This is a genomic window from Methylobacterium sp. AC433 (assembly GCF_979253015.1).
On record NZ_CEEDBN010000001.1, the window covers coordinates 358,528 to 382,636 of the forward strand.

Here is a 24,109-nt window from a genome sequence, read left to right on the forward strand (position 1 = left end):
CCCGCATCGCAGATCGCGCCGGAGACCGGCCGGGTCGGATGCGGGCAGGCGGTGCCGTTCGCGGGGAGGGTGCATGTCGTCGTTGAAGCGCAAGCCGCTCGTGGTCGTCACGCGGCGTCTGCCCGAGGTCGTCGAGACGCGCATGCGCGAGCTCTTCGAGATCCGACTCAACACCGACGATGCCGCGATGGCGCCCGACGCCCTGATGGCGGCCATGCGCGAGGCCGACGTGCTGGTCCCGACGGTGACCGACGAGATCGATTCGGGTCTCCTCGCCCAGGCCGGACCGAACCTGCGGCTGATCGCCAATTTCGGCAACGGCGTCGATCACATCGACGTCGCCGCAGCCCTGGAGCGCGGCATCACCGTCACCAACACCCCCGGCGTCCTCACCGAGGACACCGCCGACATGACCATGGCGCTGATCCTCGCCGTGGCCCGCCGGGTCACCGAGGGCGCCCGGATCATCCCGGACGACGCCTGGACCACCGGCTGGTCGCCGACCTGGATGCTCGGGCGCCGGATCACGGGCAAGCGCCTCGGCATCGTCGGCATGGGCCGGATCGGCCAGGCCCTGGCCCGCCGGGCCAAGGCCTTCGGCCTGCAGATCCATTATCACAACCGCCGGCGCGTGCCCGCCCAGATCGAGCGCGACCTCGACGCGACCTACTGGGAATCCCTCGACCAGATGCTGGCGCGCGTCGACATCGTGTCGGTGAACTGCCCGCACACGCCGGCCACCTACCACCTGCTCTCGGCCCGCCGCCTCAAGCTCCTGAAGCCCGAGGCCGTGGTGGTGAACACCGCCCGCGGCGAGGTCATCGACGAGACCGCCCTCGCCCGCCTCCTGGAGGCCGGCGACATTTCCGGCGCCGGCCTCGACGTGTTCGAGCAGGAGCCGGCGGTGAGCCCGCGCCTCGTCAAGCTCGCCCGCGCCGGCAAGGTCGTGCTCCTGCCCCACATGGGCTCGGCCACCCACGAGAGCCGCGTCGACATGGGCGAGAAGGTGATCATCAACATCAAGACCTTCATGGACGGGCACCGCCCGCCCGACCGCATCCTGCCGAGCATGCTCTGAAGTTCCTGCCGTTCCACGGCATTCCAGCCGGCTGAGGATAAGGTCCCTCATCACAACGTAGGATCGGAACGGGCCCATGCCCGGCACGTTGACCGGCGCTGGCTACGGCGGGGCCGGTGCTTGGAACGGGTGGATCGAAACATCATGGCCGCGGACACACCGTCGACCGAGGCGGCATCGGTGAGTGTTTTGGGGTGCGGCGAGTTCCGGCATTTCGCCGATTTCGTACCCCTGATGATGTGGCGCGCCGATCCTCAGGGAGCTGCCGTCCACCACAACGAATCCTGGCTCGCCTTCACGGGGCGCTCGGTCGAAGAAGAACTCGGTCACGGCTGGCGCCGTGGCCTCCATCCCGACGACCTCGAGCGTCACGCCGCCATCGTGGCCAAGGCTTTCGCCGCGCAGGAACCCTTCACCTCCGAATTCCGCCTGCGCCGGCACGATGGTGCCTACCGGTGGCTCCTCGACACCGCCAAACCCTTGCGCGAGAACGGCGATTTCGTCGGGTTCCTCGGCACGTGCTTCGACATCACCGACCGCAAACATGCTGAGGAGCATTCCGAGCGGGCATTGGTGGAGAAGGAGGCGCTCCTCGCCGAGGTCTACCATCGGGTTCGCAACAACCTTCAGGTCATGGTCAGCCTGATCGGGCTCTACGGCCGCGCCGCGCCGGCGCCCTGCCGGGGCAGCTTCGAAGCCCTGGGCCAGCGGGTGCGCGCCATCGCCCTGGTGCAGCAGCACCTGCACGAGGCACCCCACATCGCCTCGATCGACCTGCGCGACTACCTGCACCGCCTCGCCTCCGGCCTCGGCCAGTTGCGCCGGGCCGGGCGGATCGGCGTCACCGTCGGCGGCCACGGCACCAGCCTGGTCGAGCCGCGCACCGCCAACGCTCTCGGGATGATCGTCGCCGAGGTGGTGTCCGAATGCCTCGACACCACGGCCGAGACGGTCGCCTGCACCATCGCGATCCAGATCGATGCGGCGGCCGGCGGCCCCGTGCGTCTGAGCATCGTCTCCGGAGCCGGCGAGGGCGCCGCGCCCGGCAAGCTCGAGGTGCCGAACCTCGGCCCCCGTCTGATCGCCGCCTATGCCTCGCAGGCCGAGATCGCGGTGCGTGGCATCGGCACCGCCGCCGAGCATCTGGAACTGCAACTGCCCGAGGTGCTGGCACCAGCCTCCTGAGGATCGCATTGGTGCAGGGATCGACTATATGCGTGGGGGTGCCGCCGCGCAGGAGCCGTTCCCCCGATCATGCTTCCAGACATCGAGACGATCATCGACAATTTCGGCATCCTCGATGAGGGACCGGACCGCTACGAGTACCTGATCGAACTCGGGCGCGCCCTGCCGCCGTTTCCGGAAGAATTGTTGACCGAGGAGAACCGGGTCCATGGCTGTGAGAGCCAGGTTTGGGTCGAGTCCCACATCGACCGTTCCGAGACCCCGCCGCGCCTCCACCTGCGCGGGACCAGCGATTCGGTGATCACCAAGGGGCTGATCGCCCTCGTCATGGCGCTCCACGACGGAAAGGTGCCGGAGGACATCGCCAAGGTCGACGTCTTCCAGACCTTCAAGGAGATCGGCCTCGGCGCCCATTTGACCTCGAAGCGTTCCAACGGCGTCCGCGCCATGGCCGAGCGCATCCACCGGGATGCAATCCGCCTGACAGCCGCCTGAGCGCTGCCACAGGAGGCGCCCGTCAGGCCCGCCGTCTCGTCGGGCTGGCCGGCTCCCGCCACAGACGGGGACGGCTCCGATCCGGTCCCACCGCCTCGCGCTCCAGTCCGTAATGCTCGGCAAGCCGTGCCAGGGCGATGCGGGCGACCACCTTGGCCGAGCGCGCCGGCCAGCACCGCTCCGCCTCGATCCGTTCGAGGCCCTTGAGAAAGCCGCACAGGTCGATCAGCAGACCGGACAGATCGTTGCCGACGGCGTCGAGCGCCGATCGGACCCTCTGGCGGGCGGCAAGCATCGCGTCGGAGCCGGCCGCAGGATCGCGCGGCCCCGACCCATCGACCTTCACCCCGCTCCAATCCTGGCCCATCCGAGGCATCAGGGCCGCCCCGGTCGGATCGCGGCGCAGGCGTTCGCCCGCTTCGAAGCAGGCTGCGTCGATCAGGGGCACGCCGTCGCGGTTCCGTCGCCGCGCCATCCAGGCCAGGGGGCTCTCGGAGGCATCCCGAACTGGCCGGTCCGGTTCGGTTGAGCTGACGAAAAGGTCGAGGTGCTGTGCGAGGTAGGGCGTCTGCGGGCCGGCCGTCTCCCGTCGCAGCCGAGCCCGTCCGGCCGGGCTGATTGTCAGCCGGGCTCGGCGTCCGGGCCCCTGTTCCGCCAGATCCTGTGCGAGCAATTCGGTGCCCGCGCTCCAGACGAAGCGGCCACCCCCGACGGAGATGCCGTTGCCGCCCTCCCGAACGATCCAGCCCTCGGCCTCAGTGGGATCGGGGAGGGCGTAGGCGCCCTCCTTCGCCAAGGCGTTGAGCAGCCGCCGCGCTTCGGCGTTCATCGTCTCGATCTCGCAGCGGGGATGCGGGGATTTTGCTGGGCGGGAACCGTGCTCCCGAGCCGGACTCAGAGCGCCGGGCAACGGAAAAGTCCGATTTATGTTCATGTTTTGTTCCGACACACGGGACAGTGACGGGTGGGTCGTCGGCTCCACCGTACGGGAAAAATATCCTATATCAAGTCTTGACGGCCGTTTTCCGAGATGCCATCCGACTCAGGCCGTCAAGTCTCCGACGCGGTAGACAGGGGCTGTTCGGACGGACGGCGGACTCCGGAGACCGCAGGTTCTCCGGAGTGGTCGCAGCCTCAGGCGGCTTCGTCGTAGTTCCCGTTGCGGGTCTGGCCGAGGCCGATCGCCTTCGCGAGATCGGAGCGCGCTTTGGCGTAGTTCGGAGCGACCATCGGGTAGTCAGGCGGCAGGCCCCACTTGGCGCGATATTGCTCGGGGCTCATATCGTACTTGGCGCGAAGGTGACGCTTCAAGGACTTGAAGGTCCGACCGTCTTCGAGGCAGACGATGTGATCTGCGGTCACTGATTTTTTCACGGAGATCGCAGGCTGGAGCGGCGCTGCGGGCGCCTTCGACTCGACTTGGCCGCTGGCAATCTGCGACAGTGCCCCATGGATGCGCGTGATCAACTGAGCCAGTTCGCCGGGAGGCACCGGGTTGTTGCTCACGTAGGCCGACACGATGTCGACGGTCAGTTCGACATAATCCGTGGAGTGTTCGATATCGTTCATAATTGGAAGAGCTCTCCTGACGCGATGCAGTGAATAAGGCACGCAAGCAATTCGATCGCCTTCGCGTCGATGCCCACCCGTTCCCCGGACCGATCCCGCAGCGTTACCGTCTGCTCTGCATGCGCTATAGAATGCGCAGCAACTTCACCCGCTACGATTTCTTGATATGCTATTCTCCGTCACGTCGCAAGATGGGCAAGCCCGCCTCGATAACGTCAAGCAACTGTAGCGAACAATATTTCAACCGTGCCGATGTCGTGGGATTTCCATCCCGTGAGAGGAGTCCGGCTCCGTATGCAATCCGAGGACAGATTGCCTCAGAAGCGGTATCGGTCCGTTCGCTCCTCCACCGTCGTCCCGCTTGCTTGCCGCCCGCACCCGCGCCACATGGCACGGCCATATGGAGCAACGCGGCTCCGTGTCTCGACCCTGCGCCAGGATTTTTTGCAATGGCCTCCCAGTCAACCAGCATTTCGGTGTCAGCCGCCGCTCCGGTCACGGAACTGCGTCCTCACACCTTTGAAGTCCACGGCCGTGTCATCCACGACGACTATGCTTGGCTGAAGGCTGAAAACTGGCGGGATGTTCTCAAGGATCCGGCTGCCTTGCCCACCGATATCCGGGAACATCTGGCAAGCGAGAATGCCTACTCGGAAGCCGCACTCGCGAGCACGGCAACGCTTCGCAAGACTCTCGTCGCCGAGATGCGCGCCCGCATCCGCGAGGACGACAGCAGCGTGCCAGAGCCGGATGGGCCCTTCGCCTACTACACCCGGCATCGCGAGGGCGGACAGCATCCGCTCGTCTGCCGGCGGCCGCGCACCGTCGTGGTGATCCCCGGGCAGGGGGCCGAGACCGCAGCCGATGGCGGTCCGGAAGAAGGAGAGGTCATCCTCATCGACGGCGACCGCGAAGGCGAGGGGCTGGCCTTCTTCGAGATCGCGGCCGCGGTCCATTCCGACGACCATCGGCTTCTCGCCTGGAGCGCCGATACCAAGGGCTCGGAGTTGCACAGCATCCGGGTCCGCGACCTCGAGACAGGTGCGGATGCGCCGGACTGTGTCGAGGCGACGACCGGCGAAGTGGTGTGGACCGCTGACAGTCGGTCCTTCTTCTATGTCTCCGTGGACGACAACCATCGCCCCGCACGGGTCATGCGCCACCGCCTCGACACAACGCAGGATGCCGACACCCTCGTCTACGAGGAAGCCGATTCCGGCTTCTTCGTCCATATCGAAGAGACGCAATCGGGCGACTACCTCGCGGTCACCGCCAGCGATCACGAAACGTCCGAGGTCCATCTCCTCGACCGCCGCGCGGGGGAAGGCCCGCTCACCGTCGTGCAGCCTCGCGAGCCGCTGCTGATCTACTCCGTCGAGAACTGGGCCAACCACCTCTTCATCCTCACCAATGCCGACGGGGCCGAGGACTTCAAGATCGTGACTGCCCGGGTGGAGGCGCCCGGGCGCGAGAATTGGACCGACGTGATCGCTCATCGCCCCGGCGTGATGATCCGCCACCAGCACGTGATCGCGGATCACCTCGTGCGTCTCGAGATCGAGAACGCGCGTCCCCGCATCGTCGTGCGCGACACCAAGGGCAACGAACACGTGGTGGCCTTCGCCGAGGAAGCCTATTCTCTCGGACTTCAGCCGGGGCATGAGTTCGAGACCGCGGTGATCCGCTTCACCTACTCGTCGATGACCACGCCTGCGGAGACCTACGATTACGATTGCGTCACCCGAGCTAGGCAGCTGCGCAAGCGTCAGACCGTGCCGAGCGGACACAATCCGGAGGATTACGTCACCCGCCGCCTGTTCGCGACGGCGTCGGACGGCGAGACCGTGCCGATCTCCCTGCTGCACCGGCGCGACTGCCCCCTCGACGGATCGGCGCCGCTGCTCCTCTACGGCTACGGGTCCTACGGCACGCTGATGCCGGCGGCCTTTCGCACCAACCTGCTCTCCCTCGTCGACCGCGGCTTCGTCTACGCCATCGCCCATGTGCGGGGCGGGACCGAGAAGGGCTGGCGCTGGTACCTCGACGGCAAGCGCGAGAAGAAACCCAACACCTTCTCGGACTTCGTCGCCTGCGCCCGGGCGCTCATCGACGCCAACTACACGGCGCAAGGCCGGATCGTCGCCCATGGCGGCTCCGCCGGCGGCATGCTGATGGGCGCGGTGGCCAACCTCGCGCCGGAGCTGTTCGCGGGCATCGTCGCCGACGTGCCCTTCGTCGACGTGCTGAATACCATGCTCGACGGCGAACTGCCGCTGACGCCGCCGGAATGGCCGGAATGGGGAAACCCCGGCGAGAGCCTCGCGGCCTTCGAAACCATCCTGGCCTACTCGCCCTACGACAACGTGGCGGCCAAGGTCTATCCGGCGATCCTGGCCCTCGGCGGACTGACCGACCCCCGCGTCACCTACTGGGAGCCGGCGAAATGGGTCGCACGTCTGCGCGCCACGATGACGGGGGGCGGGCCGATCCTCCTGCGCATCAACATGGAGGCGGGCCACGGAGGGGCCGCCGGGCGCTTCGACCGTCTGGAGGAAGTCGGCCTGATCCAGGCCTTCGCTCTGCTGGCCGTCGGTAAGGCTTGAGGCCGCCTCAGGGCCGAGGCGCCGCTTCGGGCTGCGGCGCATGGGCCTCCGGAGCCAGACGCCGCGTTCCCTCCTCGCGCGTCTGAGCTTCGCGTGCGGCCTCGTCGGCCGCTTGCTGAGCGCGCTGGCGCGCCTGGCGGGCCGCTTCCTCGGCCGCCAGCTTGTCGGCCGCGGCCTTGATGGCGAGGGTGCGGGCCTTGTCCATCTCGATGCGGGCGCGGCGGCGCAGGCGCTCGCTCTGGTCGGCCTCGAACACCTCGATCGTCTCGAGTTCGCGCTGGAGCACCAAAGCGGCGAGCCCGTTGGTCACAGGCCCGGCATCGATGGTACGCTCGGGGTTGCGGAGGGGGCCGCCGAAGCCGAGTTGGATCGACGGGTTCGCCCCGCTCCAGCCCTTCGGCGCCTGGCCGGCGAGGAGGGTTCCGCGTGCATCGAGGCGTGCGTCCCGCAGGTCGATGCCGAGCGTTCCGCTCCAGCGTGCGGAGCCGAGGGGAAGCAGGAGCGGCCCCGCCCGCAGGCTGCCCCCGACCAGGCTCGCGGAGGTCGTCACGGGACCCTTCATGAGGAGCGGTCCTGCACCGAGTTCCTCGACCGCGAGGGTCTGCAGCCGGCCCTCCCGCAGGGGATCGTCCTCCGACAGCGCCCGCGTCAGGGCGCGATCGAGGCCGGCCGGATCGGCCCCCGGCAGCCTCAGGTCGGCGAGCGTGAGGGTACCGCTGCCGCCGAGGTTGTTCATCAGTCCGGTCAGGCTCTCGCCCGAGCTGCCGAAGCGCAGCTGGGCCGTCACCCGACCCTCGACCGGTCCCGGGCCGACCAGGCCGGGGATCGCCGCGTCGGTGATCTGGCCCTCGCCGGAGAGCGCGGCGGCGCCGCCCTGACGTGTCAAGGTCGCGCGTCCCGCGACGCGTCCGCCGGCGAGGGTCGCGTCGAGGTCACGCAGGGTCAGGGTCTCCGCGTCGAGGGCGACACCGAGGGTCGCGCCGGTGGCGATGAGCCCGCGGCCAAGGTCGAGGCTGTCGATTCGGAGGCCGAGCGAAACCGGCGGGCGGCCCGTCGGAACCGGCGCGAAGCGGGCGCTCGCCGGGCTCTGTCCCGGTCCGCGCGGCGCCTCGGTGGGCAGGATCGTCGCGCCGGCGAGCAGCGGCAGGGACAGCCGGGTCAGGGTCGCGCTGCCGCCGATCGCGCCGTCTGGCGCGGCGGTGAGGTCGGCCGAGACGGGCTGGCCGGCGACCCGGCCGACCAGGCCGAGGCGTGCCTCGCCGCCCGCGCGCGACAGACGCAGGCCGAGCTCGGCCGGCAGGGGGCCGGGGATCGGCGCGGCGCTGCCGGCGAGGCTGAGGAGCGGCGCGAGGTCGGGTAGGCCCAGCTGGAGCTCGCCGGCCCGCGGCAGGGTCTCGGCGGCGTCGAGGAGGACCGGCTGCACCGTCGCGACGCTGATGTCGGCGACCGTCCCGCTCAGGCGCAGGGCGAGGCCTGGGCCTTGCGCAGGTCCGTCGGCCGCGGCGGGTGTCCCGGCGATGCGCAGGCGGCCGGGCCGGCGCAGGGCCGGGAGGTCGTTGCGCCCGAACCAGGCGGCGGCGTTCGCCGTCGCGATGGTGAGGTCGAGGGCGTCGATGCGGCCCGCCCGGCTCCGCAGGTCGAGGTCGAGGGTGCCGCCGGCCGCGTCGCCCCGCGCGCCGACCCGCAGGGTGTCGGCGGCGCCCGCATCCCGCTCCAGGCTGACGGCGAGGTCGAGGGCACCCGCCCGGAGGAAGGCCGGGACGCGGCGGGCCTCCGCCACCCAGACCCGATCGAGGAGGGCGAACAGGGGGGCGGCCACCGCTGCCGAGACCTGGCCGGCGATCCGCCCCGTGCCGTCCGGGCTGATCCGGCCCGAGAGCTTGGCGTTGGCGCCGGCGAGATCGGTGATGTCGAGGCTGTCGACCACGAGGCTCGGCCCGTCCGACTGGATGCTCGCCGCGATCGTGCCGTTTCCCGAATGTGCGCCGGCGGGTCCGTAGCGGACGTCTCGGGCCTGAAGGGTGATCCCGACATCGTGGCCGCGCAGGTCGGCGAGGGTGCCGCCGAGCACCGGCAGGGCGGCGATGTCGATGCCCTGCGCGGCGAGCTGCGCGTCGAAGCGGCCCCGCGCCGCGCCCTCCGCCGCCGTGTAGCGGGCATTGCCGGTGACGCGGGCCTCGCCGAGGCCGAGGCGCAGGTTGCGCAGGGAGACGGTGCCGGCCGCCACCGACAGGTCGGTGGCCAGCTGCACCGGGCGTCCGTCCATCACCGTCACGGCCGGACCCTCGAGCCCGAGGCGGCGCAGGTACCGGCCGAGCCCGTCGGAGGCCGGCGTGTCGAGCGACAGGTGTCCCGTGAAGCGCGCGCCGGCCTCGGTGTCGATCTCGCCGCTGGCGCCCAGGGCCGCGGCGCCCGGGGCGGTCACGTCGAGGCGACGCAGGATCACGCCGCCCGTGCGGTCGAGGGTGCCGCTGGCGGAAAGGCCCGTCCACGCGTCGAGGCCGAGGGCCAGGCTCTCCACTGCGAGGTCGAGGTCGACCATGATCGGCAGGCCGAACCCGTTGCGGCCGCCGGTGGTCGGCACGCCGCGGGCGATCAGGGCCTGCCCGGCCGCCGAGGTCAGGAAGGCGTCGAGGTCGAGGCGCCGGGCGGAGAGCGCGAGGGCGCCGCGCCATTGCCTGAGGTCGAGCTGGCCGGTGCCGCCGAGCCGCAGGGCCTGCCCGCCGGGGTCGATCTCCAGGGCGACGTCGGTGAACCGGGCCGTCAGGCCGCGCCCCTTGAACTTGCCGGCGAGGGAGAAGGGCAGGTAGGCGCCCGCCGCCTGGACGGGCGGCCCGACGACGATCCGGGCGTTGCCCTCGGCGACGGCCGCCATCAGGCGACGGCCGGCCGTACCGGTGCCGGCGGGGGCGAGGCCGATGCGGGCATCGGCCTCGAAGCGGGCCTGCGTATCGCCGCCGCCCGCGATCTTCACGCTGACGCCTTCGGGGCCGAGCTCGCCGGTCGAGACCCGGAAGGGCACGCCCCGGCTGGTTCCCTCGGCCCGCCAGGGTCCGACGAGGGCGGGGGCCGAGACCTGCAGGGCCTCCGCATAGAACTGCTCGGTCCGGCCCGTCGCCGGGACCTGGGTCGTCAGCACGAACTGCCGGATCGACAGGTCCTCGATGGCGAGGTCGCGCCGCAGGGCGGCCGAAAGGCCGCGCGCGGGCAGCAGGATCGCCTCGCCGTCGGTGACGGGGAGCTTGACCTCGGCCCGGCCGACCCGCGTCTCGGTGAAACGGATCTCGCCCTTCAGGAGCGGCGCCAGGGCGACCTCGGCCTTGATGCCCTGGAGGTCGATCTGAGGCTGGTCGAGAGACGGGTTCTGGGCGGTGCCGGGCCCGAGGCGCAGGCGGTCGAGCTTGAGGCGCGGGGAGGGCAGGAGCCGCAGGCCGATGCGGCCCTCGGTCTGCGCCTCGATCCCGAGGGAGCGCGCGATCGTCCGGTCGATCGTGCCGCGATAGCCCTCCCAGGCCACGAAGGGCGGGACGGCGAGCGCCGCGACGAGGAGCAGGATGACGGCGCCCGCCAGCGCGGTCAGGATGTCACGCACCGTCTCTGTTCCGCCTCGTCATCCGGAGCCCGCTCCGCCTGCGGGACCCGCGCCCCCGCTTCCACGGCGGGCATAGCACAGGCGCGGCGGTTTGCGCGCCGGGCGCCGCGCCCGTCTCCGTCAGCGGCGGCCCGGCACGATGATCGGGGCCGCCGGCGCGCTCGGCCGGAACAGGTCGCTCCGCTGGATCTGCATCCGGGTCTGGTTGCTGTCGAACTGCTGGCGCTGCTCGATGCCGCGGATCTCGCTGCGGGTGGAGAGCCGGTCGTTGGTGGCGTTGAGGCTGTTGATGGCGCCGTTGGAGGATTGGGCGAGGGCGGGACCGGCGGCGAGGAGCGCGAGGCCGGCGAGGATCAGGGCGGGGGAGCGATGCATGGCGGTGTCCTTGTCGGGTGCACGGTGATGGCTTGATCTGGTGAGACGACTCGCCGGTGGGAAGGTGGGTTCCCGAAGCCGGGTGTCCTGAGCCGGGTTTCCCGCGACGCTGCGTGAGACTGCCGCATCGATCGTCGGCAGAGGCGCCGTAGAGGACGCGCGGTCGCCGGCATCCGGCCCTGGTCGGCGGAAGTCCCGGGTTGGCGGACCGCGCTGCCCGCGGCCGAACACGTCGTCCGGGCGCTTCCGGGATACGGTCTCCGAAATCATCCGAGCCGAGGCCGGGCATCTCCGGGAACGCCCGCGACCCTCGACGCCGTTCGCGTTTTGGTCCAGGGATGCGGGATGACTCAACGCTTCGACGCGGCCGGCCCCACCGCCTCCGACGCCGCCCCAACCTCCATCGCCGCCCGTGCCATGGCCTCCCTGCGGCCGCAGGGCTCGCCCTACCTCGATGGGCTGAACGCCGAGCAGCGCCGTGCCGTCGAGGCGACGGACGGGCCGGTCCTCGTGCTGGCCGGGGCCGGCACCGGCAAGACCCGGGTGCTGACGACGCGGATCGCCCACCTGATCGCCACCGGCAAGGCGCGGCCCTTCGACATCCTCTCGGTGACCTTCACCAACAAGGCCGCCCGCGAGATGAAGCACCGCATCGGCGGGCTCATCGGGCCGGCCGGCGAGGGCATGCCCTGGCTCGGCACCTTCCACTCGATCGGCACCAAGATCCTGCGGCGGCACTCGGAGCTGGTGGGCCTGCGCTCCGACTTCACCATCCTCGGCATGGACGACCAGCTTCGCCTGATGAAGCAGGTCATCGTCGACCAGAACATCGACGAGAAGCGCTGGCCGGCGCGCGCCCTGTCCTCGGCCATCGACGGCTGGAAGAATCGCGGCCTCCTGCCCGAGCAGGTGCCGCCGGGCGAGGCCCAGGCCTTCGCCTTCGGCAAGGGCGGTGCCCTCTACGCCGCCTACCAGGCCCGGCTCCTGACCCTCAACGCCGCCGATTTCGGCGACCTCCTGCTGCTCTGCCTGAAGCTCTGGCGGGAGAACCCGGACGTGCTGGAGAACTACCAGCAGCGCTTCCGCTACATCCTCGTGGACGAGTACCAGGACACCAACGTCGCCCAGTACCTCTGGCTGCGGCTGCTGGCGCAGGGCCACCGCAACGTCGCCTGCGTCGGCGACGACGACCAGTCGATCTACGGCTGGCGCGGCGCCGAGGTCGACAACATCCTGCGCTTCGAGCACGACTTCCCCGGTGCCGTGGTGGTCCGCCTGGAGCGCAACTATCGCTCCACCGGCCACATCCTCGCCGCCGCCTCCGGCCTGATCGCGAAGAACGAGGGGCGGCTGGGCAAGACACTCCGGACGGAGGACGTCGCCGGCGAGAAGGTGACCGTCTCGGGCGCCTGGGATTCTGAGGAGGAGGCGCGTCAGGTCGCCGAGGCGATCGAGAGCCTCCAGGCCAAGCAGCATCCCCTGTCGGAGATCGCCGTGCTCGTGCGCATCTCGGCCCAGATGCGCGAGATCGAGGACCGCTTCGTCCAGCTCGGCCTGCCCTACCGGGTCATCGGAGGCCCGCGCTTCTACGAGCGCGCCGAGATCCGCGACGCGCTCGCCTACCTGCGCGTCACCGCCAACCCGTCCGACGACCTCGCCTTCGAGCGCATATTCAACACGCCCAAGCGCGGCCTCGGCGACGCCACCCTGCAGGCCCTGCACGCCTACGCCCGGGCCGAGCGGGTGCCCCTGCTCCAGGCGGCGCGCCTCGTCGTGGAGACCGACGAGCTGAAGCCCCGCGCGCGCTCCGGCGTGCGCGCCCTGGTGGAGAGCTTTTCGCGGTGGTCCCGGCTGGTGGGCACCCAGCCGCATCCCGAGGTGGCACAGACCATCTTGGAGGAATCCGGCTACACCGAGATGTGGCAGAAGGAGAAGTCGGCCGACGCCGCCGGGCGCCTGGAGAACCTCAAGGAGTTCGTGCGCTCCATGGAGGAGTTCCCGGACCTCGCCGCCTTCCTCGAGCACGTCTCGCTCGTGATGGAGGCCAGTGAGCAGGAGGGGGCCGACCGAGTCTCGCTGATGACGCTCCACGCCGCCAAGGGGCTGGAATTCGACACCGTGTTCCTGCCGGGCTGGGAGGACGGCCTGTTCCCGAACCAGCGGGCGCTCGACGAGAGCGGCCGCGCCGGCCTCGAGGAGGAGCGCCGCCTCGCCCATGTGGGCCTGACCCGGGCCCGCAAGCGCGCCAAGCTGTCGTTCGCGGTCAACCGGCGCATCCACGGCCTGTGGTCCTCCACGGTGCCGAGCCGCTTCATCGACGAATTGCCCGAGGGCAGCGTCGACGTGATCGACGCGCCCGCCCACTTCTCGGCCGGGGCCTCGCGCTTCGACCGCAACCCGACGCCCTTCGGCTCGTCCTACGGCACGCCCGGCTGGCAGCGGGCCCAGGCCAACACGGCGCAATCCGGCAACGCCAACGGCTACGGGGTCGGCAAACGTTCGCCCGCCGGCCGCGGCGGCCCGCGCCAGATCGAGGGCGAGCTCATCGCCAAGTCGACGGGCGCGCCCTCCGCCTTCAGCGTCGACATGCGGGTGTTCCACACCAAGTTCGGCCCCGGCACCGTCGCGGGTGTGGACGGCAACAAGCTGACCGTTGATTTCGACAAGGCCGGCCGGAAGATGGTCCTCGACAGCTTCATCCAGGCGGCCTGATCGCGGGGCGCCGGAGGCTGTGGAGGGCGGCGCGCGGATGCGGACTGCGTCTTCTACGACACAGCGCCGGACAATCGGCCGCGGCGGCGCATTTGTTCCCGCAGCGCAGCATCGGCGCAGAGTTTTTACATCATTCCCAAGAATAGTTGCTGTCACGCCCCTGTCGCGCCCGGCGCGGCATGGTGCGTGCAACGCGAAATCCTGCGGTCATCGGGACCGCATCGGGAATCCACAGGCTTGATGGACCCGCCCGGAACTTGAGGGCGGTCTCCGGATTGGCTGTGAAGCGGGCGAGGCAGAAAGGATCGCCGGAACGGGATCGGTCAAAGAATGATGCGAAGCAAGTTCAGCAAGTCAGGCTCAGATTAAATCCAGGTTGGCAAGTCCGGTTGGAGTGTTGATCGATGAAGAGACGCCGCGCACGACTTGAACTCGTTGAGGACCGTCCGGTCCGACTGCACAAGACCCGCTTCGACGAAGAACGCAACCTCAGTCCGATCCAGCCCCTCACCGACCGGCAGGCGCAGTATCTCGACGCCCTCGCCCTTCACAAACAGGTCATCGTCCTCGGACCCGCCGGCACCGGCAAGACCTTCATCGCCGGGACCCGCGCCGCCGATCAGCTCCGCCAGCGCCGCATCGCCAAGGTGATCATCACCCGGCCGAACGTCCCCTCGGGCCGTTCCCTGGGCTTCTTCCCCGGTACGCTGGAAGAGAAGATCGCCCCCTGGGTGGCGCCGCTGACAGAGACCATGAAGGAGCGCATGGGCGAGGCCGCCTTCGAGATCGCGGTGAAGACCGGCGACATCGAGGTGGTGCCCTTCGAGGTGATGCGCGGGCGCACCTTCAAGAACTGCCTCGTGATCCTCGACGAGGCGCAGAACACCACCACCGCCGAGATCAAGATGTTCCTCACCCGCATCGGCGACGATTGCCAGGTGATCATCAACGGCGACGTGTCTCAGACGGATCTGCGCGAGACCTCGGGGCTGCGCACCGTGATCCATCTGGTCAAGAGCCGGATGATGCCGATCCCAGTGGTTGAATTTACCCTCGACGACATCGTCCGCTCGGGAATTTGTGCTGAGTGGGTGCGGGCTTTCGAGGAAACGAATCTCTGACTTGCGGGTTGTCTGCGGCGGGCCGGAACGGGGCCTGCCGCTCACTCCGGTGCGCGACCTCAGTTTCTCGGCATCCTGTGCGAGAGATCCAACCGGGTGCCGCGCTCGGACAAATGAGAATGGGAGTCTTCACGTGAGGAAACTGACCCTTGCCTTCGCCGTGCTCGCCTCGCTCGGCGGTGCCAGCCTCGCAACCTCCGCCTCGGCCGCGCCCGGCGCGCCGATGGGCGTCACCGCCCCCGAGACCGTGTCCACCGTGCAGATGCGCATGGAGCGCCGGATGGAGCGTCGCATGATGCACCGTCGCATGGAGCGCCGCATGATGCGCCGTCACATGGAGCGCCGCATGATGCACCGTCGGATGGACCGTCGGATGATGCACCGGATGTGATCGGTCGCCCGATCTGACCGGTCTGGAGAAGGGTCCCTCGCGGGACCCTTTTTCGTTGGGCGCCGGGCTGCCCCGCGTCGCGGCCGGGCACCGCCTCGGGCCGCAGTCTGCTAGGAGGCCCCTTCGTCGCGCCGGGGCGCGCGCGATCGGGAGCGGCCGACCGTGACCTTCCAGACCTGGTGGCTGTTCCTCAGCGCCGTCTTCCTCCTGTCCGGAACGCCCGGACCGAACATGCTGCACATCCTGGTCCGCAGCGTCCGCGTCGGCCTGCGCCGCAGCCTGGCCGCCATGGCCGGGTGCCTGAGCGCGGTGATCCTGGTGCTGCTCGCCTCGGCCGCCGGCCTGAGCGCCGTCCTCCAGGCCTCGCCGGTCCTGTTTGATGGCCTGCGCTATGCCGGCGTCGCCTACCTGATCGTCCTCGGCGTCCGGGCCTGGCGCGGGCGGGACGGGGCGCTGGGCGTGCCGGGCGCGGAGGGGCGGCCGATGCCCCCCGTCGGGCCGGCGCGCCTCTATCGCGACGGCCTGTTGATCGGCCTGAGCAATCCCAAGCTCCTCCTGTTCGCCAGCGCCTTCCTGCCGCAATTCGTCGAGCCGACGCGGCCGCAGGTCCCGCAATTCGCGATCCTCGTCGTGACTTTCGCGGGGGCGGAACTGTTCTGGTACGCGGTCTACGCGCTGGGCGGGCGACGGCTCGCCGCGTCCCTGAGCCGCCCGGCGCTGCGGCGCGCCTTCGACCGGATCACCGGCGGGATCTTCCTCGGCTTCGGCGTCATGCTCCTCGGCACGCGCTGAGCCGGGGCGCCTCAGTTCTTGGGCGTGGTGGAGCCGGTGGTCTTCGGCGAGGCGGCCGCGGCGGCCTTCTGCGCGGGCCTCGCGGCCTTCTCGTCGTCCACCTTGCCGGCCTTGGCCGGGGCGAGCGCGGCGTGGGCCGCCTTCGCGGGGACGTGCTTCGCGGACGGCTTGGATGCGACGGGCTCCGGCTCGGCCGCGGCGACGGCCGGGACGGTGGCGGCGTCCGTCGCCGGGGTCGCCGGCGCGCCGTTGCTGAACAGGTTGCCCAGGAGCTTCCTGTAGGCGGCCGGGTCGCCCTCGGCATCGGCCACCATCACGCGGGCGGGCTTGGCCGGTTCGGCCACCACGGGCTCGGGCTTCGGCGCAGGAGCGGCCCCCTTCCGGGCGAGGCTTGCGGCGGCGGCCTTGGTGGGGATCGGCGCGGCCGCGGCCATCATCACCGGGCGGCCCTTGGCGTCGACCTCGATCTCGCGCTCGCCGGCGGCCAGGCTCTCGGGACGGCTGACGTCCCCGAGCTTGTGCTGGGCGTAATCCTTCGGATCGAAGGGCAACTCGGGCTCGGGCGCCGGCTTGCCGAGGCTCGCGAAGGTCAGGGTGTTGGCGGGCGTCTGCGGGCCCCGGAAGACCGGGTTCTGGCTGCCGTCGTCGTAGACGAGGCGGGTGGCCGGCGTGCCCTTGGCGATCAGCTCGGCGATCTCGCTGTTGTCGCGCTCGCGCTTCTCCGCCACCTGGGGCTCGACCTTCGGCGTGCAGGAGCCGGCCGCCGCATCGGCGCCGCCGAAGACGTACTTCGTCCCGCACAGGCCGACGCGCGGCTCCTCGCGCAGGGCCTCGAAGTAGTCCGAGCCCTCCTTGAGGTTCTTCCAGAACGGGGCGTTGGGGTCGTTGCGGAACTTGGCGACGTTGGCCGCCGTCATCCGGAACGGGTAGGATTGGAACTGGAACGCACGCTGGCCGCCCGCGAAGGAATCGCGCGCCAGGGCGTAGATCTCGCCCATCGACTCGTCGGTCATGGCAAAGCAGCCCGACGACGAGCAGGTGCCGTGCACCATGATGTAGTTGCCGGTGCGCCCGTTCGCCCGGTCGTAGGCGTTCGGATAGCCGGTGTCGAAGGACAGATAGTAGGACGAGTTCGGGTTCATCTGACCCGGCGTCACGGTGTAGAAGCCTTCCGGCGCCTGGCGGTCGCCCTGCTTGGTCTTCGGGCCGAGCTGGCCGGACCAGCGGCAGATCGGGAAGGTCTTGAGGAGGGCGTACTGGCCGTTGGTGCCGCGCTTCCACACCTCCATCTCCGCTTCCCGCTTGTAGGCGCGGATCAGGATGGGGTCGTTCTGCGACATGCCCTTCTGGGCCATCAGCGCGAGGGTCTTGGGAGGCACCGGTGCCAGGGCCCGCAACGGAACGCCGCCGCCCGTCGATCCGTCCTGGCAGGCGCCGAGCGACAGGGCGATCAGAGCGAAACCGGCGGCCACGAGTGGGCGCATAGCCATGGGGAACCTATCCTCAGTCACGCAGTCCCGGGCTCGCGCCCTGGCATGCCACTCCCCAACCCCTTAGCGTCGTTAAACTTACCCGGTTGTTACCGCAAGGCGACGCCGTCCGCGGCCCGGGCGGGATGTGGATTGCGGACATCACCGTCCCTTCGACCCGATCTTGCCGCATTCGGTGCCGCGCGCGATGCGCTCGCGGAGAGGGGATTGATTCCGCAGGCGTTTCCCCAACCAGGCGCCGCGCGTCGGTATGGCGAAACCTTGGCAGGCTCTCCTGAACGAAATCGCGGTTGGTTCCGCACCCGATGAGCGACGGAATGTCGCGGGCTCAGAGCTTGCGGCCGATCTCCAGGAACTTCGCCGCGCGCCGATCGCGGATCTCGTCGGCACCGAGCCCCTGGAACTCCGCCAGGGCACTCTCGATGGCGGCTCCCGTCGCCTCGATGGCGGCCTCGCGCCCGCGATGGGCGCCGCCCGTGGCCTCGGGGATGATGCCGTCGATGATCCCGAGGCGCAGCAGGTCCTGGGCGGTGATCTTCATGGCGGTCGCGGCGTCCGAGGCCCGGCCCTGGTCGCGCCACAGGATCGAGGCCGCGCCCTCCGGCGAGATCACGCCGTAGATGGCGTGCTCCAGCATGAGCACCCGGTTGGCGGTGGCGAGGGCGATGGCGCCTCCCGAGCCGCCCTCGCCGATGACCACGGCGACGTTGGGCACGCCGAGGGCGAGGCAGGCCTCCGTCGAGCGGGCGATGGCCTCGGCCTGCCCGCGCTCCTCCGCCTCGATGCCCGGGAAGGCGCCGGCGGTGTCGACGAAGGCGAGCACGGGCAGGCCGAAGCGGTCGGCGAGCTCCATCAGGCGGACGGCCTTGCGGTATCCCTCGGGCTTGGCCATTCCGAAATTGTGCCGCAGGCGGGTCTCGGTGGTGGAGCCCTTCTCCTGGCCCAGGACGCAGACCGGCCGTCCCCGGAAGCGTCCGAACCCGCCGACGATGGCCTGGTCCTCGCCGAAGGCGCGGTCGCCGGCGAGCGGGCTGAAGTCGGTGATCAGCCCGGCGCAGTAGTCGATGAAGTGCGGCCGCTGCGGATGGCGGGCGACCTGGGTCTTCTGCCAGGGCGTCAGGGCGGCATAGATGTCCGACAGGGCGGCGGCGGCCTTGGCCTCCAGGCGCCCGACCTCCTCGCTGATCGAGACCGCGCCGTCGCGGGCGGCCATGGCCCGGAGCTCCTCCAGCTTGGATTCGAGCTCGGCCACCGGCTTCTCGAAATCGAGATAGGAGCGCGTCACCGACATGGGTCAGGGATCCTTGTTCGTCGCCATCGCGCGCGCGGCGGCCGGGGCAGGGACGAGTGCGGCGGAGGGCGTGCGGGAAAAGCCGCGACTGGGCGGGGGGTGTTGGCGAAGGAGCTCCGCCTGTCAACCATCGAAGGAGTTCGGCCGGTCGGTCACGACGGTGCGACGCCTGACAATGGACCCGCTTCGTCCGGTCCGCCGGATGGCGATCACACCGGCCTTCGGTCATGGTGGCGTCACCCGCATCGGGCAACCATCGGTTGGGCGTTCGCCGGCCGGCGGGTCGGCCCCCGCGACGTGCGCAGGATGGAGTGCCCCGGCCGATGAGAGAGTACCGCTCGTGACGACCTCCTCCGGCGGCACCAACGTCCTCGTCCTCCAGGGCGGCGGGGCGCTGGGCTCCTATCAGGCCGGGATCTACGAGGCGCTGGCGGCCGACGGCCTCGGCCTCGACTGGGTGGCCGGCATCTCCATCGGCGCCATCAACGCGGCCCTCCTCGCCGGCAATCCGCCCGAGCGCCGGCTCGACCGCCTGAAGGCCTTCTGGGAGCTGGTCTCCTCCGGCGTGCCCGGAACCCCGTGGCTCCCCGGCGAGCAGGCCCGGGCGGCCTTCAACGAGGCGAGCGCCGGCTGGATCGCCGCCTTCGGCGTGCCCGGCTTCTTCAAGCCCCGGTTTCCGCCCGCGACCTTCTTCCCCGCCGGAGCGCCGGAGGCCCTCAGCTACTACGATACGGCGCCGCTCAGGGAGACGCTGGAGCGCTTCGTCGACTTCGACCGCATCAACGCCGGCCCGGTCCGCCTGAGCGTGGGCGCGGTCAATGTCCGCACCGGCAACTTCGCCTACTTCGACAACCGCCGCGATCGCATCACCCCGGAACACATCATGGCCTCCGGGGCCCTGCCTCCGGGCTTCCCGCCGGTGACGATCGATGGCGAATCCTACTGGGACGGCGGCATCGTCTCGAACACGCCGCTGCAATACGTCCTCGACGTGGAGCGTGGGCGCGATCTCACCGTGTTCCAGGTGGACCTGTTCCCGGCGCGCGGGGCCATGCCGCGGTCGCTGGTCGATGCCGCCGAGCGCGAGAAAGACATCCGCTTCTCCAGCCGGACCCGGCTCAACACCGACATGAGCCTCGAGATCCGCAAGGCCAAGGCGGCCACGCGCAACCTCCTGGCCAAGCTGCCGCCGGAGCTGTCCGACGATCCCGACGTCGCGTTCCTGAGGGACATCAGCCACGACAACGTCGTGACGATCCTGCAGCTGATCTACCGGCGCAAGGCCTACGAGCGGAACTCGAAGGACTACGAATTCTCGCGCGCGACCATGCTGGAGCATTGGAGCGCCGGGCTCGACGACATGCGGCGTTCCCTGCGCGCGCGCGCCTGGCGCGACCGCCGGGCGGATGCCGGCGGCATCGCCGTGTTCGACCTCACCCGCGACGGGGCGACCTGAACGGCCCCACCTTCCGAAGGGAGACACGCCCGTGACCCGCGACGAGATCCTCCAGGTTCCCTCGATGCCGGCCTTCAGCCCGAGCTATCCGCGCGGGCCGTATCGCTTCCTCCGGCGCGAATACCTCATCGTCACCTACGAGACCGATGCGGACGCCCTGCGCCGGGCGCTGCCCGAGCCCCTGGAGCCGCACCCGGACAACCTCGTCTACTACGAGTGGATGAAGATGCCGGATTCCTCCGGCTTCGGCGATTACGAGGAGAGCGGCTCGGGCGCCCTGGCCACCTTCGACGGCGAGCCCTGCAACTTCTCGATCCAGATGTATCTCGACGACGAGCCGCCGATCACGGCCGGCCGCGAGATCTGGGGCTTTCCGAAGAAGTGGGGCGTGCCCCGCCTCAAGCTGACCAAGGACACCCTCACGGGCACCCTGCACTACGACGACGAGCGGGTCGCGATGGGCACCATGACCTACAAGCACCGCAGCCTGGAGCATGATCTGCCCGCGGTGAGCCAGGGACTCGGCAAGCTCAACGTCAACCTCAAGCTGATCCCGGATGTCGGCGGCGGCCCGAAGGTCGCGCAGCTCGTCGGCTATCGCCTGGAGGACATCACCGTCCACGGCGCCTGGGAGGGCGAGGCCCGCCTCCACCTGATTCCGCACGTGAACTGCCGGGTGGCCGACCTGCCGGTGCGCCGCATCGTCGGCGGCCGGCACATGGTCGTCGACTTCACATTGCCCTACGGGCAGGTGCTGCACGATTATCTCGCCTGACCGAACTGCCGTCCGCGTCGTGCCCGCCGGTCAGCCGGGCACGGCTCACGGATGGTGTTCGACCCCACGAACGTCCGACGAACCAGCACCCCCGCGTCGGACGAGCGCTTCAAGGAGGCTTCCATGATCCTGAAATCCAAGACCGCCGTCGTCACCGGCTCCACCAGCGGCATCGGCCTCGCCTGCGCCCGGGCCTTTGCCAAGGAGGGGGCCAACATCGTTCTCAACGGCTTCGGCAAGCCCGAGGACATCGAGGCGGCGCGGACCGGAATCGAGTCCGAGTTCGGCGTGAAGGCCGCCTATTCGCCGGCCGACCTGACCAAGCCGGGCGAGATCGAAGGGCTGATCCGCCTCGCGGAGGAGACCTACGGCTCCGTCGACGTGCTCGTGAACAATGCCGGCGTCCAGCACGTCTCGCCGATCGAGGACTTCCCGCCGGAGAAGTGGGAGCAGATCATCAGCCTGAACCTGTCCTCGGCCTTCTACACCATGCGGGCGGCGATCCCGGGCATGAAGCAGCGCGGCTGGGGGCGGATCATCAACACCGCCTCGGCGCACTCGATGGTCGCCTCGCCCTTCAAGTCGGCCTACGTGGCGGCCAAGCACGGGCTCGTCGGTCTGTCGAAGGCCGCGGCGCTCGAGGTCGCCACCCACGGCATCACGGTCAACTGCATCTCGCCGGGCTACGTCTGGACGCCCCTGGTCGAGAGCCAGATTCCCGACACCATGAAGGCGCGGGGGATGACCAAGGACGAGGTCATCAACGAGGTGCTCCTGAAGGCGCAGCCGACCAAGGCGTTCGTCACCATCGACCAGGTGGCGGCCCTGGCGGTGTTCCTCGCCTCCGACGCGGCGAGCCAGATCACCGGTGCGAACATGGCGATGGATGGCGGCTGGACCGCGCAGTAGGGCGGTCCCATGGCGTCCCCGCCCCGTCGGGCGGGGACGCGGATCGGGTTCAGCGGCGCCCGTGCAGCAGCAGGGCGAGGCCGTAGCCGACGGCGCCCGCGATCACGAGGGCGATGAACGGATTCTCCTCGACGCGGTGGCCGACCACCCGGCCACCGTCGCGCAGGTAGCTGCCGCCGCGCTCGTAGGCGTCACCGGCGTAATCCGAGACGTTGTCGGCGACGTCGCGCAGGGTGTCCTTGGCCTGCCCGTAGATGTCCTGCGCGCGGCCCTCGGCCTCGCGATAGCGGCCCTCGGCCGAGCTGCGCGAGGACCCCGCGAGGTCTCCCGCGGCGCTCTGAACCTTGCCGCCGAGCTCCTTGGCGGTGCCGACGATGCGATCCGTATCGACCATGGTCTCTCTCCTGAACGCGGATGATGCGGGCCACCCGTCCGGGGTCGGGGGCGCCCGCATCCGACGTTCACAGAACGCCCGACGGCGCGAAGGGGACCCATGCGGCGGGTGAAAATCTTCCGGCGCCGGCGGAAGGATCGCGGGGCGTTCCGTCAGCGGCCTGCGCGGCTGCGCAGCACGAGCCGTCGCGCCACCTCGGCGCAGCCCTGGGCGAGAGCCTCCTCGGGGGCTTGGCGACGGGGCCGCACCGGCGCCTTCGCCGGCCGCCGTGTCCGGGGCGGCAGCGGGATGTGCACGAACAGCGCCGGCGGACCGTCGCGCAGGGCGCGGAAATAGGTGGCGTTGCAGAGGTAGCGCCCCGCATCCCGCGAGGGGATCGCGGCGATCCCGTGCCCGCGCAGCGCCGCGAGCGCGGGACTCGCCGCGGAGGAGCGGCGCGCGGGCGGACCCTCCGTCTCGAGGGTGAGGCGCGACGCGATCCGGCCGGAGGCATCGGGGAAGAGCCGGCTGGTGCGGTTACGGCCCTGCAACTCCACCCGGACCCGCCTGGCGCGGGTCGCGACGCCGAGCATCAGGATCGCGGCCGGCGCCCCGGCGAGGGCCGGTTCCAGCATGTCGGGGATCGCCGCGTAGGTGGTGGACAGGATCAGCACGCGTACCGGAACGCCGCCGAGCTTCGGGCGCGCGAGGGTCCCGATGCGCCGGGCCAGGGCCGCGCTCGGATTGCGGGGCACGCCGGGAAACGGACCGAAGCCGGTGATCAGCAGCGGCCCCGCCATGGAGGTCAGAGGCCGATCAGCGTGGCGATGGCCTCCGCCCCGGCGGCCGGCGAGGCTTCCCCGCGCCCGACCGCGCCTTCGGCCTCGGCCGTTTGCCGGCGCACGTCGGCCGAGCCGACGAGGCGCTGGTGCAGGCGCTCGTGCACGAGGGCCCACATCCACTTCACGTCCTGGGCCCGGCGCTTCGTGGCGATCTCGCCCGTGGCGGTGAGCTTGTTGCGGTGGTCGACGATCCGCTCCCACAGGCCGTCGAGGCCCTTGTTGTTCAGGCCCGAGATCGTGACCACCGGCGGCGTCCAGGTCGCGCTCGGCGCGGAGAGGATGTGCAGGGCCGCGCGGTACTCGGAGGCGGCGGCGCTGGCCCGGCGCTCGCCCTCGCCGTCGTCGGCCTTGTTGACCGCGATCATGTCGGCGAGTTCGAGGATGCCCTTCTTGATGCCCTGGAGCTCGTCGCCGGCCCCCGGCAGCATCAGGACGAGGAAGAAGTCGGTCAGGTCCGCCACCGCCGTCTCGGACTGGCCGACGCCGACGGTCTCCACCAGGATGACGTCGAAGCCCGCCGCCTCGCAGAGCAGCATGGTCTCGCGGGTCTTGGCCGCGACGCCGCCCAGGGTGCCGGAGGAGGGGGAGGGGCGGATGAAGGCGTTGGGATCGAGGGCGAGGCGCGCCATCCGGGTCTTGTCGCCGAGGATCGAGCCGCCGGTGCGGGTGGAGGAGGGGTCGACGGCGAGCACCGCCACCTTGTGCCCCGCCGCCGTCAGGTTGGCGCCGAGCGCGTCGATGGTGGTGGACTTGCCGACGCCGGGCACGCCGGTGATGCCGACGCGGATCGCCGTGCCGGTCCGGGGCAGCACCGCGTCGATGAGGCCGCGCGCCGCCGCCCGGTGGTCGGGCCGCTTCGATTCGGCCAGGGTGATCGCCCGCGCCAGGGCGGCGCGGTCTCCGGCGAGCAGCCGCTCGCGCAGGGCATCGATGTCGAGGGCGGGAGCGGGGGAGGCGGCCATGGCTGTCTTCTTTGCCGGTCCGGCCGGGTTTCGTCGAGGGGGGCGGCCCTGCGCGCGGGCGCTTCCCCCGCAAACCGGCGTGATCCCGCGGACGTCCC

20 protein-coding genes are annotated in these 24,109 nt (G+C 70.4%); 11 read left to right on the forward strand and 9 right to left on the reverse strand.

What is annotated here, in order from left to right:
• Window positions 1-73 precede the first annotated feature (73 nt).
• The 3 genes from AC0IWM_RS01745 to AC0IWM_RS01755 all read left to right on the forward strand — a co-directional run bounded on the left by AC0IWM_RS01745 (window position 74) and on the right by AC0IWM_RS01755 (window position 2,758).
• Entirely contained in the window at window positions 74-1,078 is a 1,005-nt protein-coding gene (locus tag AC0IWM_RS01745) for a 2-hydroxyacid dehydrogenase (protein WP_056471471.1), read from the forward strand.
• 144 nt (window positions 1,079-1,222) lie between these two features.
• Window positions 1,223-2,263: a sensor histidine kinase gene (locus AC0IWM_RS01750; protein ID WP_471752788.1), complete on the forward strand. Its 1,041-nt coding sequence runs from the start codon at window positions 1,223-1,225 to the stop codon at window positions 2,261-2,263.
• Between the two features lie 69 nt (window positions 2,264-2,332).
• Window positions 2,333-2,758 carry a SufE family protein gene (locus AC0IWM_RS01755; protein WP_471752789.1) on the forward strand — a complete coding sequence of 142 codons (426 nt, stop codon included), beginning with the start codon at window positions 2,333-2,335 and terminating at the stop codon, window positions 2,756-2,758.
• 22 nt (window positions 2,759-2,780) lie between these two features.
• Here the strand turns inward: AC0IWM_RS01755 and AC0IWM_RS01760 are convergent, their stop codons facing one another.
• Both AC0IWM_RS01760 and AC0IWM_RS01765 read right to left on the reverse strand, forming a co-directional pair.
• Window positions 2,781-3,587 (reverse strand): DUF6456 domain-containing protein, encoded by an 807-nt coding sequence (locus AC0IWM_RS01760; RefSeq protein WP_471753093.1) that lies wholly within the window; start codon window positions 3,585-3,587, stop codon window positions 2,781-2,783.
• A gap of 305 nt (window positions 3,588-3,892) precedes the next feature.
• The gene (locus tag AC0IWM_RS01765; RefSeq protein WP_471752790.1) at window positions 3,893-4,327 is read right to left on the reverse strand and encodes a Ros/MucR family transcriptional regulator; all 435 of its coding nucleotides are present in this window, start codon (window positions 4,325-4,327) and stop codon (window positions 3,893-3,895) included.
• A 449-nt stretch (window positions 4,328-4,776) separates the two neighbouring features.
• Between AC0IWM_RS01765 and AC0IWM_RS01770 the strand changes: the two genes are divergently transcribed.
• Complete coding sequence (locus AC0IWM_RS01770; RefSeq protein WP_471752791.1) at window positions 4,777-6,930, forward strand: S9 family peptidase; 2,154 nt, start codon at window positions 4,777-4,779, stop codon at window positions 6,928-6,930.
• A 7-nt stretch (window positions 6,931-6,937) separates the two neighbouring features.
• Here AC0IWM_RS01770 and AC0IWM_RS01775 read toward each other — a convergent pair whose 3' ends face one another.
• Both AC0IWM_RS01775 and AC0IWM_RS01780 read right to left on the reverse strand, forming a co-directional pair.
• Complete coding sequence (locus AC0IWM_RS01775) at window positions 6,938-10,522, reverse strand: AsmA family protein (protein ID WP_471752792.1); 3,585 nt, start codon at window positions 10,520-10,522, stop codon at window positions 6,938-6,940.
• A gap of 120 nt (window positions 10,523-10,642) precedes the next feature.
• Window positions 10,643-10,897, reverse strand: coding sequence for a hypothetical protein (locus AC0IWM_RS01780; RefSeq protein ID WP_056471445.1), 255 nt, complete (start codon window positions 10,895-10,897; stop codon window positions 10,643-10,645).
• Window positions 10,898-11,242: 345 nt separating this feature from the next.
• Between AC0IWM_RS01780 and AC0IWM_RS01785 the strand changes: the two genes are divergently transcribed.
• The 4 genes from AC0IWM_RS01785 (at window position 11,243) to AC0IWM_RS01800 (ending at window position 15,913) form a co-directional block, all read left to right on the forward strand.
• The gene (locus AC0IWM_RS01785) at window positions 11,243-13,609 is read left to right on the forward strand and encodes an ATP-dependent helicase (RefSeq protein ID WP_471752793.1); all 2,367 of its coding nucleotides are present in this window, start codon (window positions 11,243-11,245) and stop codon (window positions 13,607-13,609) included.
• 404 nt (window positions 13,610-14,013) lie between these two features.
• Entirely contained in the window at window positions 14,014-14,730 is a 717-nt protein-coding gene (locus tag AC0IWM_RS01790) for a PhoH family protein (RefSeq protein WP_056471439.1), read from the forward strand.
• A 133-nt stretch (window positions 14,731-14,863) separates the two neighbouring features.
• Window positions 14,864-15,121 (forward strand): hypothetical protein, encoded by a 258-nt coding sequence (locus tag AC0IWM_RS01795; RefSeq protein ID WP_056471436.1) that lies wholly within the window; start codon window positions 14,864-14,866, stop codon window positions 15,119-15,121.
• A 162-nt stretch (window positions 15,122-15,283) separates the two neighbouring features.
• A complete protein-coding gene (locus AC0IWM_RS01800; RefSeq protein ID WP_471752794.1) occupies window positions 15,284-15,913 on the forward strand; it encodes a LysE family translocator in 630 nt (209 codons plus the stop codon).
• An 11-nt stretch (window positions 15,914-15,924) separates the two neighbouring features.
• Here AC0IWM_RS01800 and AC0IWM_RS01805 read toward each other — a convergent pair whose 3' ends face one another.
• A complete protein-coding gene (locus AC0IWM_RS01805; protein WP_471752795.1) occupies window positions 15,925-17,403 on the reverse strand; it encodes a L,D-transpeptidase family protein in 1,479 nt (492 codons plus the stop codon).
• A gap of 328 nt (window positions 17,404-17,731) precedes the next feature.
• On the reverse strand, window positions 17,732-18,694 hold the full coding sequence (locus AC0IWM_RS01810; RefSeq protein ID WP_471752796.1) for an acetyl-CoA carboxylase carboxyltransferase subunit alpha: 963 nt from the start codon (window positions 18,692-18,694) through the stop codon (window positions 17,732-17,734).
• 340 nt (window positions 18,695-19,034) lie between these two features.
• Here AC0IWM_RS01810 and AC0IWM_RS01815 point away from each other — a divergent pair, with 340 nt between their 5' ends.
• The 3 genes from AC0IWM_RS01815 (at window position 19,035) to AC0IWM_RS01825 (ending at window position 21,834) form a co-directional block, all read left to right on the forward strand.
• Window positions 19,035-20,150: a DUF3734 domain-containing protein gene (locus AC0IWM_RS01815; RefSeq protein ID WP_471752797.1), complete on the forward strand. Its 1,116-nt coding sequence runs from the start codon at window positions 19,035-19,037 to the stop codon at window positions 20,148-20,150.
• A 31-nt stretch (window positions 20,151-20,181) separates the two neighbouring features.
• Window positions 20,182-20,925 (forward strand): acetoacetate decarboxylase, encoded by a 744-nt coding sequence (locus AC0IWM_RS01820; protein WP_471752798.1) that lies wholly within the window; start codon window positions 20,182-20,184, stop codon window positions 20,923-20,925.
• Between the two features lie 123 nt (window positions 20,926-21,048).
• Window positions 21,049-21,834: a 3-hydroxybutyrate dehydrogenase gene (locus tag AC0IWM_RS01825; protein ID WP_471752799.1), complete on the forward strand. Its 786-nt coding sequence runs from the start codon at window positions 21,049-21,051 to the stop codon at window positions 21,832-21,834.
• Window positions 21,835-21,883: 49 nt separating this feature from the next.
• Here the strand turns inward: AC0IWM_RS01825 and AC0IWM_RS01830 are convergent, their stop codons facing one another.
• The 3 genes from AC0IWM_RS01830 to meaB all read right to left on the reverse strand — a co-directional run bounded on the left by AC0IWM_RS01830 (window position 21,884) and on the right by meaB (window position 24,011).
• Window positions 21,884-22,228: a CsbD family protein gene (locus AC0IWM_RS01830; protein ID WP_471752800.1), complete on the reverse strand. Its 345-nt coding sequence runs from the start codon at window positions 22,226-22,228 to the stop codon at window positions 21,884-21,886.
• 152 nt (window positions 22,229-22,380) lie between these two features.
• A complete protein-coding gene (locus AC0IWM_RS01835) occupies window positions 22,381-23,007 on the reverse strand; it encodes a pyroglutamyl-peptidase I (RefSeq protein ID WP_471752801.1) in 627 nt (208 codons plus the stop codon).
• Window positions 23,008-23,012: 5 nt separating this feature from the next.
• Window positions 23,013-24,011, reverse strand: coding sequence for a methylmalonyl Co-A mutase-associated GTPase MeaB (gene meaB / locus AC0IWM_RS01840; RefSeq protein ID WP_471752802.1), 999 nt, complete (start codon window positions 24,009-24,011; stop codon window positions 23,013-23,015).
• Window positions 24,012-24,109: the final 98 nt, after the last annotated feature.

What these genes read in the sequence shown, in the direction of transcription:
- AC0IWM_RS01785 (WP_471752793.1), top strand. Translation starts at nt 11,243, where the DNA reads ATGACTCAACGCTTCGACGCGGCCGGCCCCACCGCCTCCGACGCCGCC.
- AC0IWM_RS01825 (WP_471752799.1), top strand. Translation starts at nt 21,049, where the DNA reads ATGATCCTGAAATCCAAGACCGCCGTCGTCACCGGCTCCACCAGCGGC.
- AC0IWM_RS01830 (WP_471752800.1), bottom strand. Translation starts at nt 22,228, where the DNA reads ATGGTCGATACGGATCGCATCGTCGGCACCGCCAAGGAGCTCGGCGGC.
- AC0IWM_RS01780 (WP_056471445.1), bottom strand. Translation starts at nt 10,897, where the DNA reads ATGCATCGCTCCCCCGCCCTGATCCTCGCCGGCCTCGCGCTCCTCGCC.
- AC0IWM_RS01765 (WP_471752790.1), bottom strand. Translation starts at nt 4,327, where the DNA reads ATGAACGATATCGAACACTCCACGGATTATGTCGAACTGACCGTCGAC.
- AC0IWM_RS01835 (WP_471752801.1), bottom strand. Translation starts at nt 23,007, where the DNA reads ATGGCGGGGCCGCTGCTGATCACCGGCTTCGGTCCGTTTCCCGGCGTG.
- AC0IWM_RS01760 (WP_471753093.1), bottom strand. Translation starts at nt 3,587, where the DNA reads ATGAACGCCGAAGCGCGGCGGCTGCTCAACGCCTTGGCGAAGGAGGGC.
- AC0IWM_RS01745 (WP_056471471.1), top strand. Translation starts at nt 74, where the DNA reads ATGTCGTCGTTGAAGCGCAAGCCGCTCGTGGTCGTCACGCGGCGTCTG.
- AC0IWM_RS01755 (WP_471752789.1), top strand. Translation starts at nt 2,333, where the DNA reads ATGCTTCCAGACATCGAGACGATCATCGACAATTTCGGCATCCTCGAT.
- AC0IWM_RS01790 (WP_056471439.1), top strand. Translation starts at nt 14,014, where the DNA reads ATGAAGAGACGCCGCGCACGACTTGAACTCGTTGAGGACCGTCCGGTC.
- AC0IWM_RS01805 (WP_471752795.1), bottom strand. Translation starts at nt 17,403, where the DNA reads ATGGCTATGCGCCCACTCGTGGCCGCCGGTTTCGCTCTGATCGCCCTG.
- AC0IWM_RS01770 (WP_471752791.1), top strand. Translation starts at nt 4,777, where the DNA reads ATGGCCTCCCAGTCAACCAGCATTTCGGTGTCAGCCGCCGCTCCGGTC.
- AC0IWM_RS01750 (WP_471752788.1), top strand. Translation starts at nt 1,223, where the DNA reads ATGGCCGCGGACACACCGTCGACCGAGGCGGCATCGGTGAGTGTTTTG.
- meaB (WP_471752802.1), bottom strand. Translation starts at nt 24,011, where the DNA reads ATGGCCGCCTCCCCCGCTCCCGCCCTCGACATCGATGCCCTGCGCGAG.
- AC0IWM_RS01810 (WP_471752796.1), bottom strand. Translation starts at nt 18,694, where the DNA reads ATGTCGGTGACGCGCTCCTATCTCGATTTCGAGAAGCCGGTGGCCGAG.